A 13824-nucleotide genomic window follows, 5' to 3' on the forward strand; every position below is an offset into this window, starting at 1 on the left:
CCTTGTCGCGGTTAGCAATCCCTAAAAAACCTTACTATTCCAGGTAATACATATTGGCTAAGGAGCAGTGAAATGCGTGTGAACAACAGTTTAACCCCGCAAGATCTCAAGGCTTATGGTATCAATGACGTTCAGGATATCGTTTACAATCCAGACTACGACACGCTTTATCAGGAAGAACTTGATCCAAACCTGGAAGGTTATGAGCGTGGCGTGTTAACGAATCTGGGCGCCGTTGCAGTTGATACCGGTATCTTTACCGGACGTTCGCCAAAGGATAAGTACATTGTCCGTGACGACACCACACGAGACACACTCTGGTGGTCCGACAAAGGTAAAGGTAAGAACGACAACAAACCGCTTTCCCAGGAAACCTGGCAGCATTTGAAAGGGTTAGTCACCCATCAACTCTCTGGCAAACGTCTGTTTATCATTGATGCTTTCTGCGGGGCTAATGCGGATACCCGTCTTTCCGTGCGCTTCATTACCGAAGTCGCCTGGCAGGCACATTTTGTCAAAAACATGTTCATCCGCCCGAGCGACGAAGAACTGGTTGGTTTCAAACCTGATTTCATCGTGATGAACGGTGCGAAATGCACAAACCCACAGTGGAAAGAACAGGGGCTGAACTCCGAAAACTTCGTGGCGTTCAACCTGACTGAACGCATTCAGTTAATTGGCGGCACCTGGTACGGCGGCGAGATGAAGAAAGGTATGTTCTCCGTCATGAACTACCTGCTGCCGCTGAAAGGCATTGCATCGATGCACTGCTCAGCAAACGTCGGTGAAAAAGGTGATGTGGCAGTCTTCTTTGGCCTGTCCGGTACCGGTAAAACCACGCTGTCCACCGACCCGAAACGCCGCCTGATTGGCGATGATGAGCATGGTTGGGATGACGACGGCGTATTTAACTTCGAAGGCGGTTGCTACGCGAAGACCATCAAACTGTCTAAAGAGGCTGAGCCGGAAATCTACAACGCAATCCGCCGTGATGCCCTGCTGGAAAACGTCACCGTGCGCGAAGATGGCTCCATCGACTTCGATGATGGTTCCAAAACCGAGAACACCCGCGTTTCCTACCCGATTTATCACATCGACAATATCGTTAAGCCGGTGTCAAAAGCGGGTCATGCAACGAAAGTTATCTTCCTGACCGCCGACGCCTTTGGCGTACTGCCACCGGTTTCTCGCCTGACGGCCGATCAAACCCAGTATCACTTCCTGTCTGGCTTTACCGCCAAACTGGCTGGCACTGAGCGTGGCGTAACTGAGCCAACACCAACCTTCTCTGCCTGTTTCGGCGCGGCATTCCTGTCACTGCACCCAACGCAGTACGCAGAAGTGCTGGTGAAACGCATGCAGGCGGCTGGCGCACAGGCTTATCTGGTTAACACCGGCTGGAACGGCACCGGCAAACGTATCTCCATTAAAGATACCCGTGCCATTATCGATGCCATCCTGAACGGGTCTCTGGATAACGCAGAAACGTTCCGTCTGCCGATGTTTGACCTGGCAATCCCGACCGAACTGCCGGGTGTGGATACACGTATTCTCGATCCGCGTAATACCTACGCGTCACCAGAGCAATGGCAAGAAAAAGCCAATGCGCTGGCGAAACTGTTTATTGAGAACTTCGAGAAGTACACCGACACCCCTGCGGGCGAAGCGCTGGTTAGCGCCGGACCGAAGCTGTAACGAATATTGCCGAATCAGGTAGTTAAGCAACAGCAACAAAAAGGGAGGCGTTTCGCCTCCCTTTTTACGCGTCTTTGGTTGTTCCCGGTATACGAGAGACTGGAACCGGAAGCCAGGCGCGTATCGACAGCCCACCTCGCTCACTGGTCCCAATTTCCAGCATACCGTTATGGTTATCAATAATACGCTGCACAATAGCCAGTCCCAGCCCCGTGCCGCTGGTGCTACGCGCGCTGTCGCCGCGTACAAACGGCTGGAACAGGTGTTGACGCTGTTCCGGTTTGATACCCGGACCATCATCTTCTACCTGGAACCAGGCGCGATGCGGCTCTGTGCCGCTACTGACCTTAATCCAGCCATTACCGTAGCGGGCGGCGTTAACCACCATATTAGCAACCGCGCGTTTGATAGACAGTGGGTGCATCTTCACCTGAATGACGCCAGGGCGTAATGCAGTATCAATTTCACGCTCGTAACCACTTTCTGCCGCGATCACTTCACCTAATACCGAGTTCAGATCGGCCATCTCCATCGGCATCTCCTGACCCGTTCGCAGGTAATCGATGAACTGTTCGATAATGGCATTACACTCTTCGATGTCCTTGTTGATGGACTCCGCGAGGTATCCGTCTTCTTCGCCCATCATTTCCGTCGCCAGACGGATACGCGTAAGCGGGGTGCGTAAATCATGGCTCACGCCCGCCATTAGCAGTGTACGGTCATCGGCCAGCTGTTTTACGCCGGCGGCCATATGGTTGAAGGCACGGGTCACCGATCGCACCTCAGAGGCGCCATACTCGCGCAGCGGCGGCGGAATAATGCCTTTCCCCACCTGTAACGCTGCATGCTCCAGATCCACCAACGGCCGGTTCTGAATTCGGATAAACAGCCACGCGCCACCGATAGCCAGCAGCATGATCGCCAGCGTATAGCGGAACAGCGGCGAGAAGTCACCCTGATGGATTTCAGTGAGCGGCACACGTACCCAGATGTTGGGCGACAGCCAGGTTTTCAGCCAGACGACAGGCGAGCTCTTGTTGACCTCAACACGTACTTCCGTTGGGCCACCCAACTGCTGCGCCATCTGATGGCTTAAGAATTCATAGTGTTGTGCCCAACGCAGACCCGCTTCTTCAGCGGCTTCGTTGGAATAGAGGGAAATACCGAGCTCACGGTAAATTTCCCGACGGAATGCAGGTGGCACGACCAGTTGCGTACCGTCCTCCAGTTGCAGTTTATCAGTCATCAGCATACGGACTTCGTAGGCCAGGACCTTATTAAACTGCTGGAGGCTCGGCAGAATCGCGAAGTTCAGCACCACAAGGTAGGTCGTCACCAGGCTGGCAAACAGCAAGGTGACGATAAGCAATAACGTGCGAGCAAACGAACTTCGTGGCGAGAAGCGCATTCGCCTCATGCTTTAGAACCGTCCGGAACAAAAACGTAGCCCAGACCCCATACAGTCTGAATATAACGCGGATGCGCCGGATCTTCTTCCACCATACGACGCAGACGAGAAATCTGCACATCGATGGAACGTTCCATCGCAGAGTACTCGCGACCACGCGCCAGGTTCATGAGTTTATCGCGGGACAGCGGTTCACGTGGGTGGCTGACCAGCGCTTTCAGCACCGCAAATTCACCACTGGTGAGCGGCATAGGCTCATCTTCGCGGAACATTTCACGAGTCCCCAGGTTCAGCTTAAACTTACCGAAAGCGATAACCGCTTCTTCCTGAGAAGGCGCGCCCGGCAGTTCGTTCGCCTGACGACGCAATACAGCGCGAATACGCGCCAGCAGTTCACGTGGGTTAAAGGGTTTCGGGATGTAATCGTCAGCACCGATTTCCAGTCCAACGATACGGTCAACCTCTTCGCCCTTCGCCGTCACCATAATGATCGGCATTGGGTTGCTTTGACTACGCAGGCGGCGGCAAATTGACAGGCCATCCTCCCCTGGCAGCATTAAATCCAGAACCATCAAGTGGAAGGACTCACGGGTCAGCAGACGATCCATCTGCTCAGCGTTTGCGACGCTTCGAACCTGGAAGCCCTGCTCGGTCAGATAACGTTCCAGAAGCGCACGCAGGCGCATGTCGTCATCGACCACCAGAATCTTATAGTTCTCTTGCATTGTTATTACTCCCAAAGGTTCGCAACAATTAAGTGTATATTCTTAAGAAAGCTCGCGTGAGTCACCAGCGAATTCTGGTATGAATTCCAGGCTAAATTGTTACAAAGCATATTAAACAGCAGCTTAAGTATACAATGTTTCTCGCAATACATTATTTATTCTGTTGATATGCTCACGTAATACTAATTGTGCGCATCATCACAGAGTCGAAGGTAAAACAATAAGATGAAAACGCCCCTGATAACCCGTGAAGGGTATGAAAAACTCAAACAAGAGCTCAATTATCTCTGGCGTGAAGAGCGCCCGGAAGTCACCAGGAAGGTTACCTGGGCCGCAAGTCTGGGCGACCGCAGCGAAAATGCTGACTACCAGTATAATAAAAAGCGCCTGCGCGAGATCGACCGTCGCGTCCGTTATTTGACCAAGTGCATGGAGAATCTGAAAATTGTCGATTACTCCCCGCAGCAAGAGGGCAAAGTCTTCTTTGGCGCGTGGGTCGAGATTGAAAACGACGATGGCGACATCCGCAAATTCCGCATTGTTGGCTACGATGAAATTTTTGGCCGTAAGGATTACATCTCTATCGATTCCCCCATGGCGCGTGCCCTGCTGAAAAAAGAGGTCGGCGATCTCGCGGTGGTGAACACTCCTGCCGGTGAAGCCAGCTGGTACGTGAACGAGATTGAATACGTGAAGTGAGACCGGAACAATCCGAAGCCCCTGTAGATGACTGGCATTTTTGCCAGTCAGTCCGTATAACTATCCCCTGATTTTTTATCCTATAGACGAAGCTATCCATGATGAATGATTCTTTCTGCCGCATTATCGCCGGTGAAATTCAGGCTCGTGCTGAACAGGTAGAAGCTGCCGTTCGCCTGCTTGACGAAGGGAACACCGTGCCGTTTATCGCACGTTATCGTAAGGAAATCACCGGCGGTCTGGATGATACGCAACTGCGTAATCTGGAGACCCGTCTGGGGTATCTGCGTGAACTGGAAGACCGCCGTCAGGCGATCCTGAAATCTATCGGTGAGCAAGGTAAACTGACCGACGACCTGGCAAAAGCGATCAACGGCACGTTAAGTAAGACCGAACTCGAAGATCTTTATCTGCCGTACAAACCTAAACGCCGCACCCGTGGGCAGATCGCTATTGAGGCCGGACTGGAGCCGCTGGCAGACCTGTTGTGGAACGAACCGTCTCACGACCCGGAAACGGAAGCCGCAAAATATCTCAACGCCGAAAACGGCGTGACAGATACCAAAGCCGCTCTCGACGGCGCACGTTATATCCTGATGGAACGCTTCGCTGAAGATGCCGCGCTGCTGGCGAAAGTGCGTGACTACCTGTGGAAAAATGCCCATCTGGTCTCCACCGTGGTGAGCGGAAAAGAAGAGGAAGGCGCAAAATTCCGCGACTACTTCGACCACCACGAACCGATTTCTACCGTTCCGTCTCACCGTGCGCTGGCCATGTTCCGCGGCCGTAACGAAGGCATTTTACAGCTGTCCCTGAATGCCGACCCGCAGTTCGATGAGCCACCGAAAGAGAGCCATGGCGAGCAAATCATTCAGGATCACCTTGGCCTGCGACTGAACAACGCACCGGCAGACAGCTGGCGTAAAGGCGTTGTCAGCTGGACATGGCGAATTAAGGTGCTGATGCACCTCGAAACCGAACTGATGGGTACCGTGCGCGAACGCGCGGAAGATGAAGCCATCAACGTCTTTGCCCGTAACCTGCACGACCTGCTGATGGCGGCCCCGGCCGGACTGCGCGCCACAATGGGCCTCGATCCCGGTCTGCGTACCGGTGTAAAAGTGGCTGTTGTTGACGGTACCGGCAAGCTGGTCGCTACCGACACTATCTACCCGCATACCGGTCAGGCAGCCAAAGCCGCCGTTGCCGTTGCGGCGTTATGTGAGAAATACAACGTAGAGCTGGTCGCAATTGGTAACGGTACGGCGTCGCGCGAAACCGAACGCTTCTACCTTGATGTGCAAAAACAGTTCCCGAACGTTACGGCGCAAAAAGTGATCGTCAGCGAAGCAGGTGCATCAGTTTACTCTGCATCTGAACTGGCGGCGCTGGAGTTCCCGGACCTCGACGTGTCGCTGCGCGGTGCGGTGTCTATCGCCCGTCGCCTGCAGGACCCGCTGGCTGAGCTGGTGAAAATTGATCCGAAATCTATCGGCGTGGGCCAGTATCAGCACGACGTTAGCCAGACCCAGCTTGCCCGTAAGCTGGATGCGGTAGTAGAAGACTGTGTGAACGCCGTCGGCGTCGATCTGAATACCGCCTCCGTACCGCTGCTGACCCGCGTTGCCGGCCTGACGCGCATGATGGCGCAAAACATCGTCGCCTGGCGTGATGAGAACGGCCAGTTCCAGAACCGTCAGCAGTTGCTAAAAGTCAGCCGTCTGGGGCCAAAAGCCTTTGAACAGTGCGCGGGCTTCCTGCGTATCAACCATGGCGATAACCCGCTGGATGCCTCAACGGTTCACCCGGAAGCCTACCCGATAGTGGAACGCATTCTGGCAGCAACCGAGCAATCGCTGCGCGACCTGATGGGCAACAGCTCCGAATTGCGCAATCTAAAAGCCTCCGACTTTACCGACGAGCGTTTCGGGGTGCCGACCGTCACCGACATCATCAAAGAGCTGGAAAAACCGGGTCGCGACCCGCGTCCTGAATTCAAAACCGCGCAGTTTGCTGATGGCGTTGAAACCATGAACGATCTGCTGCCGGGAATGATTCTGGAAGGGGCTGTCACCAACGTCACCAACTTCGGCGCGTTCGTGGATATCGGCGTTCACCAGGACGGTCTGGTGCATATCTCTTCGCTGTCGAATAAGTTCGTCGAAGATCCACACACCGTGGTGAAAGCGGGCGACATTGTGAAGGTGAAAGTGCTGGAAGTGGACCTGCCACGTAAGCGTATCGCGCTGACCATGCGCCTGGACGAACAGCCGGGTGAAACCAATGCCCGCCGCGGCGGCGGCAACGATCGTAATCAGGGCAACCGCCCGGCTCCGAAAGCCGCAAAACCACGCGGTCGTGACGCGCAGCCTGCTGGCAACAGCGCGATGATGGATGCGCTGGCGGCGGCAATGGGTAAAAAACGTTAAGTAGTAATCTTGTGCCGGATAACGGTATAAACACCTTATCCGGCCAGGTTGTCGTAATTAATGTGTATGTCGGATAAGGCGCTTAAACATCGCCATCCGGCATATTTAATCTATTTCCCGTTTTTTTCACAATATATTTATCACTTCATTAACAGATGAAACCTTAATTAAACATTAAGAATGTCAATAATTACGGCCCCAAATAATCTATTCCAAACCAGAATAAATGTTGAGGCATATCAAAATTGACGCAAATTATTATCTAATTCCACATTCCGTCACACTTATTCTATTGATGATAGAAACCATTCTCATTATCATTGTTTTGTTGATTATTTACTCTTTCCTTCGTTGGCTAATCATCTGGTCTCATGCCGCCTTTCCGCCCCATGAGGTAATCATCCAGTTAGCGAGATATAAGTAGGTCCCTATGCAATTCACTCCTGACAGTGCGTGGAAAATTACCGGTTTTGCTCGTGAAATCAGCCCGGCTTATCGACAGAAACTGTTATCCCTCGGCATGCTGCCCGGGTCGTCCTTCAATGTGGTTCGCGTCGCCCCGCTCGGCGATCCTATTCATATTGAAACGCGTCGCGTAAGTCTGGTATTGCGTAAGAAGGATCTGGCGTTATTAGAAGTGGAAGCGGTTTCCTGTTAATACAGTGAGTCTATAAAAATGAAAAAACTAACCATTGGTTTAATTGGTAATCCTAATTCCGGCAAGACAACCTTATTCAACCAACTCACCGGTGCACGCCAGCGTGTGGGTAACTGGGCGGGCGTAACCGTCGAGCGTAAAGAAGGTCATTTCGCGACCACAGACCATCAGGTCACGCTGGTCGATTTACCCGGCACCTATTCTTTGACGACAATCTCATCTCAAACCTCTCTCGATGAGCAGATTGCCTGCCACTATATTTTAAGCGGCGACGCGGATCTCTTGATCAACGTGGTCGACGCTTCCAACCTTGAGCGCAACCTCTACCTGACGTTACAACTGCTGGAATTGGGCATCCCCTGCATCGTCGCGCTGAACATGCTGGACATTGCGGAGAAGCAGCAAATCCGTATCGATATCGACGCCCTTTCTGCCCGTCTTGGCTGCCCGGTGGTGCCACTGGTTTCCACCCGTGCGCGAGGCATTGAAGCGCTGAAGCTGGCGATTGATCGCTACAAGGAAAACAACACCGTCGAGCTGGTCCATTATGCCCAGCCGTTGTTGCAGGAAGCGGATTCCCTCGCCGATGCAATGGCCAAAGACATGCCACTGAAACAGCGCCGCTGGCTGGGCCTGCAGATGCTGGAAGGCGATATCTACAGCCGCGCTTACGCCGGTGATGCCGCGCAAAATCTGGATGCTGCCGTTGCTCGTCTGAGCGAAACGATGGACGATCCGGCGCTGCATATTGCCGATGCGCGTTATCAGTGCATTGCCGCTATCTGCGATACCGTCAGTAACACCCTGACCGCAGAACCCAGCCGTTTCACCACTGCGGTCGATAAAATCGTTCTTAACCGTTTCCTCGGCCTGCCGATTTTCCTGTTCGTGATGTACCTGATGTTCCTGCTTGCCATCAACATTGGTGGCGCACTGCAGCCGTTATTTGATGTCGGCTCTGTAGCGCTCTTTATTCATGGTATTCAGTGGATTGGTTATACGCTGCACTTCCCGGACTGGTTAACCATCTTCCTGGCGCAGGGTCTTGGCGGCGGGATTAACACCGTCCTGCCGCTGGTTCCGCAAATCGGCATGATGTATTTGTTCCTCTCCTTCCTCGAAGACTCCGGCTACATGGCACGTGCTGCGTTTGTTATGGACCGTCTGATGCAGGCGCTGGGACTGCCGGGGAAATCATTTGTACCGCTGATTGTAGGCTTTGGCTGTAACGTACCGTCAGTGATGGGCGCACGTACACTGGACGCCCCGCGTGAGCGTCTGATGACCATCATGATGGCGCCGTTTATGTCCTGTGGCGCACGTCTGGCAATTTTTGCCGTCTTCGCCGCTGCATTCTTTGGTCAGAATGGTGCGCTGGCGGTCTTCTCACTGTACGTGCTGGGTATCGTTATGGCGGTGTTGACCGGCCTGATGCTCAAGCACACCATCATGCGTGGTGAAGCAACGCCGTTCGTGATGGAACTGCCGGTGTACCACGTGCCGCACGTTAAGAGTCTGATCATTCAGACCTGGCAGCGTCTGAAAGGCTTTGTCCTGCGTGCCGGTAAAGTCATTATCATCGTTAGCATTTTCCTCAGCGCATTCAACAGCTTCTCGCTGAGCGGAAAAATCGTCGACAACATTAACGATTCTGCTCTGGCCTCCGTCAGCCGCGTCATTACGCCAGTGTTTAAACCGATCGGCGTTCACGAAGATAACTGGCAGGCAACCGTCGGTCTGTTCACCGGTGCGATGGCAAAAGAAGTGGTGGTTGGGACACTTAACACGCTCTATACCGCTGAAAATATTCAGGAAGAAGAGTTTAATCCGGCAGATTTCCACCTCGGTGATGAACTGCTTGGTGCAGTAGATGAAACCTGGCAGAGCCTGAAAGACACCTTCAGCCTCAGCGTTCTGGCCAACCCTATCGAAGCCAGTAAAGGTGACGGTGAGATGGCAACTGGCGCAATGGGCGTCATGGGCGAGAAATTCGGCAGCGCTGCTGCGGCATACAGCTACCTGATTTTCGTTTTGCTGTATGTACCGTGCATTTCCGTTATGGGCGCCATCGCTCGTGAGTCCAGCCGTGGCTGGATGGGCTTCTCGGTTTTATGGGGGCTGAATATCGCTTATTCACTGTCAACACTGTTTTATCAGACGGTTAGCTACAAAGAGCACCCGACATACAGTCTGGTGTGCATTTTAGCGGTCATCCTGTTTAACATCGTATTACTGGGTCTGTTACGCCGCGCGCGCAGCCGTGTAGATGTAGCGCTGCTGGCAACCAACAAGACGGTAAGCTCTTGCTGTGCCAGCACCACTGGCGATTGCCACTAGGGTGGTGGATGATGGCATCGCTTATCCAGGTGCGTGATTTACTGGCTCTGCGGGGGCGCATGGAGGCAACACAAATTAGCCACACGCTGCATACCCCGCAGCCGATGATTGACGCCATGCTGAATCAGTTAGAAAAGATGGGTAAAGCGGTGCGGATTCAGGAAGATGCCGACGGGTGTCTTTCCGGAAGCTGCAAAAGTTGCCCGGAAGGTAAAGCCTGCCTGCGCGAATGGTGGGCTTTACGCTAGTTGTATGCCGGATGGCGCTGCGCTTATCCAGCTTACACCAAGCCCCAGTCCCCGAGCCGGATAAAGCGTTTACGCTGATATCCGGCTTTTTGCGTAATGGATTCCACTAAGAGGTCTCTGTTTCAGCAAAACAGATCTCTCCTTCAGCCTACCGCGCACCGTTATTAATTCGTGGATGCTTACTGGCGACCAGGTAAGTAGAGTCTCGTCATCTCGTTTCTCAGGTGACGGATCGCCATGAATACTGACACAACAGCTACACCGCATGACGCGATTTTCAAAACGTTCTTAAACCATCCTGCGACCGCACGCGACTTTATTCAGCTTCATCTTCCAGCCTCTTTACAAAAACTTTGCGATCTTAAAACGCTGCAACTGGAATCGGGCAGCTTTATTGAAGACGATTTGCGCACCTACTATTCTGATGTGCTGTGGTCGTTAAAAACGCGCGAAGGCGATGGCTATATTTACACCGTCATTGAGCATCAGAGCACCGCCGACGCCCATATGGCATTTCGACTGATGCGTTATGCCATTGCAGTAATGCATCGTCATTTGGCTGCAGGTCACAAGAAACTCCCACTGGTGATACCCATGCTTTTTTATCATGGCGCAACAAGCCCCTACCCCTACTCACTTTGTTGGCTGGATGAGTTTGATGACCTTGAATCCGCCAGACAACTTTATACCACCGCGTTTCCACTGATCGATATCACCGTTGTACCCGATGACGAGATCATGCAGCATCGCCGGATGGCGCTGCTGGAACTCATCCAAAAACATATTCGTAAACGCGACTTGATGGGGCTGGTAGAAAAACTGGCCATCCTGCTTGTTAAAGGACACGCTAATGACAACCAGTTGAAAGCCTTGTTTAATTATTTAATGCAGGCCGGGAACACCACACATTTTGGCGAATTTCTTCATGAAGTCGCCGAACGTTTACCCCAACATAAGGAAAAGTTGATGACTATCGCCGAAAGATTACGTCAGGAAGGGCACCTTAATGGTATCCAGGAAGGTCATAGAAAAGGGTTACAAGAAGGGTTACAAACGGGCCTGCAACAAGGTAAACGAGAAGAAGCTTTACGTATTGCATCAACCATGCAGGCTGATGGTATTGACCCCCTCACTATCCTCAGAATTACCGGACTGACCGCAGACGATTTGATACAACAGAGCCATTAATTTTTTGCCCGGCTCGCAGCGTGCTACCGGGCAAACTCAGCACACTATAGCTGCTGTTTTAACGCCACCAGCGCTGCGCAGAACTCTGTAGGATGTGAGATAAAGGGCGCATGAGCGGCTTTAGCAAACACCAGTGACTCACTCTGTGGCCACAGAGCATCCAGCATTGGCACCACTTTACGCGGGACCAGGCCATCAAGATAACCGTATAAGCGCAGGAACGGCAGGTTCAACGCACACAACGGTTCACGCAGATCGGCCGTTTTCAGGATCTCCAGCCCGCCATTGAGCACCTCGACGTCCGGCATGGGGAGCGCCAGTACCGTTTTTTTCAACGCCCGTGCATCCTGACGCGCGGTTTCCGTGCCCATCGTCTGCAATGCCAGAAAGCGCTCTACCGTTTTCTGGAAGTCTTCGCTTAGCTGCTGCTGGAAGCCAGCGAGTACCTCCGGTTTAATGCCCGGCCACGTTTCGCGCGCGCTAAAGCAGGGAGAAGAGGCAACCGTCACCAGCGCCTGAACGCGCTCAGGATGGGTCAATGCTACCTGACTCGCCACCAGACCGCCCAGACTCCAGCCGAGCCAGATGGCTTTTCCAGGAGCCTGTCTTAATACCCGTTCGGTCATTTCTTCCAGCGACATCGCGCCAAAACCCTGACTACGGCCAAATCCCGGTAAGTCGACAAGATGCAGTGTAAAATGCGAGCTCAGTTCCTCGCTTATGCAATGCCACACTTCTGCATTCAGCCCCCATCCGTGCAGCAGCACAAGATGGCAATTTCCCGAACCCTGGGTCTGCCACCAGATGTCATTCATCAGTTACTGTTCTCTTTTAGCTAACAAGGATGTCTCTATGCTAACAGTACCAGGATTATGCTGGCTATGCCGAATGCCGCTGAGGTTGGGGCATTGGGGGATTTGCTCTGTCTGCACACAGGCAATACGCCAGCATGACAGTCTGTGCCCGCAGTGCGGACTACCGGCCATTCACACCTCGGTTCCCTGTGGTCGCTGCCTGCAAAAACCACCGCCGTGGCAACGCCTGGTTTCAGTCAGCGACTATGTTCCTCCAGTAAGTGGGCTTATCCACCAGCTTAAATTTTCACGGCGCAACGAAATAGCCCCTGCGCTTGCACGTCTGCTGTTGCTGGAGGTATTGCAGGCCCGACGCACTCACGGTTCCCCCCTGCCAGACAGGCTCATCAGCGTACCGCTCTGGCAACATCGTCATTGGCGCAGGGGATTTAATCAAAGCGACTTGCTATGCCGTCCTTTAGCACGTTGGCTGGGCTGTGACTGGGATCGCCAGGCCATAACACGGGTGCGGGCGACAGCTACACAACACCATCTCAGCGCCCGGTTACGCAAACGTAACCTGAAAAACGCCTTTCGCCTTGAATTGCCGGTGCAGGGACTCCATATGGTTATTGTGGATGATGTCGTCACTACCGGAAGTACCGCCGCGGAAATCGCGCAGCTGCTTTTACGCAATGGCGCGGCGACTGTCCAGGTATGGTGCCTGTGTCGAACCTTGTAGAGCCTCGATGATGGGCGTATTATAACCAAGTAAAATAGTCAACTATTAGGCCATTACTATGATCCATATTTCCGATGCTGCACAAGCGCACTTTGCCAAACTGCTGGCAAATCAGGAAGAAGGGACACAAATTCGTGTATTTGTGATCAATCCCGGCACGCCTAACGCTGAATGTGGCGTTTCTTATTGTCCGCCGGACGCCGTGGAAGCAACCGACACCGCCATTAAATTTTCTCTGCTGACCGCATATGTTGATGAACTGAGCGCACCGTATCTGGAAGATGCAGAAATCGATTTCGTCACTGACCAATTAGGTTCTCAGCTGACCCTGAAAGCACCTAACGCGAAAATGCGTAAAGTATCTGATGATGCACCGCTGATGGAACGCGTGGAGTACATGCTGCAGTCGCAGATTAACCCGCAGCTGGCTGGCCACGGTGGTCGTGTCTCTCTGATGGAAATTACCGATGAAGGCTTCGCCATTCTGCAGTTTGGCGGCGGCTGTAACGGCTGTTCAATGGTCGACGTTACGCTGAAAGAAGGTATCGAGAAACAGCTATTGGCTGAATTCCCCGAACTGAAAGGCGTTCGTGATTTAACCGAACACCAGCGTGGCGAGCACTCTTACTACTAACGACCAGACCAGTAGAGTATTCGCAGCCCCGATAAGACGCATCAGCGTCGTCATCAGGCATTGATGCCGGATAGTAGCGTTAACGCGTTATCCGGCCCTCGACCTAACCGGGCCAACATTCCTCTGTTACATTTCTGCAATAAAACCCTCCATAATTTGACCAGCTTCTCATAATTTAAATTTTGCCTGCCCAGGTGATTTTCAAGCGCAGCATGTTACCCGTATCATTCGTATCAGCACCCAAGACGCACATAACAGCCAGCTAAA

The 13824-nt window shown here is 52.9% G+C and carries 12 protein-coding genes; 9 read left to right on the forward strand and 3 right to left on the reverse strand.

Annotation, left to right across the window (positions count from 1 at the left end):
• Positions 1-72: 72 nt before the first annotated feature.
• Positions 73-1695, forward strand: a complete 1623-nt coding sequence (pckA, locus tag ACLJXE_RS03195) for a phosphoenolpyruvate carboxykinase (ATP) (protein WP_286629830.1) — start codon at positions 73-75, stop codon at positions 1693-1695.
• Positions 1696-1759: 64 nt separating this feature from the next.
• Here the strand turns inward: pckA and envZ are convergent, their stop codons facing one another.
• Together envZ and ompR are read right to left on the reverse strand one after the other, a co-directional pair.
• Positions 1760-3112: a two-component system sensor histidine kinase EnvZ gene (gene envZ, locus ACLJXE_RS03200; RefSeq protein WP_410750068.1), complete on the reverse strand. Its 1353-nt coding sequence runs from the start codon at positions 3110-3112 to the stop codon at positions 1760-1762.
• Complete coding sequence (ompR, locus tag ACLJXE_RS03205; protein WP_001157751.1) at positions 3109-3828, reverse strand: two-component system response regulator OmpR; 720 nt, start codon at positions 3826-3828, stop codon at positions 3109-3111. The genes envZ and ompR overlap by 4 nt, the downstream gene beginning before the upstream one ends.
• Before the next feature lie 225 nt (positions 3829-4053).
• On the opposite strand from ompR, the gene greB reads away from it, so the two are divergent.
• The 6 genes from greB (at position 4054) to ACLJXE_RS03235 (ending at position 11387) form a co-directional block, all read left to right on the forward strand.
• Complete coding sequence (gene greB / locus ACLJXE_RS03210; RefSeq protein ID WP_410750069.1) at positions 4054-4527, forward strand: transcription elongation factor GreB; 474 nt, start codon at positions 4054-4056, stop codon at positions 4525-4527.
• Between the two features lie 98 nt (positions 4528-4625).
• Positions 4626-6956 carry a Tex family protein gene (locus tag ACLJXE_RS03215; protein WP_410750070.1) on the forward strand — a complete coding sequence of 777 codons (2331 nt, stop codon included), beginning with the start codon at positions 4626-4628 and terminating at the stop codon, positions 6954-6956.
• Between the two features lie 430 nt (positions 6957-7386).
• Complete coding sequence (feoA, locus tag ACLJXE_RS03220) at positions 7387-7614, forward strand: ferrous iron transporter A (RefSeq protein WP_003023519.1); 228 nt, start codon at positions 7387-7389, stop codon at positions 7612-7614.
• Positions 7615-7632: 18 nt separating this feature from the next.
• Positions 7633-9951, forward strand: coding sequence for a Fe(2+) transporter permease subunit FeoB (feoB, locus tag ACLJXE_RS03225; RefSeq protein WP_410750071.1), 2319 nt, complete (start codon positions 7633-7635; stop codon positions 9949-9951).
• Positions 9952-9962: 11 nt separating this feature from the next.
• Entirely contained in the window at positions 9963-10199 is a 237-nt protein-coding gene (feoC, locus tag ACLJXE_RS03230; RefSeq protein WP_003023516.1) for a [Fe-S]-dependent transcriptional repressor FeoC, read from the forward strand.
• 237 nt (positions 10200-10436) lie between these two features.
• Complete coding sequence (locus ACLJXE_RS03235) at positions 10437-11387, forward strand: Rpn family recombination-promoting nuclease/putative transposase (protein WP_410750072.1); 951 nt, start codon at positions 10437-10439, stop codon at positions 11385-11387.
• Positions 11388-11431: 44 nt separating this feature from the next.
• Here the strand turns inward: ACLJXE_RS03235 and bioH are convergent, their stop codons facing one another.
• On the reverse strand, positions 11432-12202 hold the full coding sequence (gene bioH / locus ACLJXE_RS03240) for a pimeloyl-ACP methyl ester esterase BioH (RefSeq protein WP_410750073.1): 771 nt from the start codon (positions 12200-12202) through the stop codon (positions 11432-11434).
• Between the two features lie 37 nt (positions 12203-12239).
• Between bioH and gntX the strand changes: the two genes are divergently transcribed.
• Complete coding sequence (gene gntX, locus ACLJXE_RS03245) at positions 12240-12923, forward strand: DNA utilization protein GntX (RefSeq protein WP_286629838.1); 684 nt, start codon at positions 12240-12242, stop codon at positions 12921-12923.
• 58 nt (positions 12924-12981) lie between these two features.
• Positions 12982-13557, forward strand: coding sequence for a Fe-S biogenesis protein NfuA (nfuA, locus tag ACLJXE_RS03250; RefSeq protein WP_286629839.1), 576 nt, complete (start codon positions 12982-12984; stop codon positions 13555-13557).
• The last annotated feature ends 267 nt before the right edge of the window (positions 13558-13824 follow it).

It is taken from the genome of Citrobacter sp. U14242 (assembly GCF_046555775.1).
In the GTDB taxonomy this organism is placed as follows: Bacteria; Pseudomonadota; Gammaproteobacteria; order Enterobacterales; family Enterobacteriaceae; genus Citrobacter.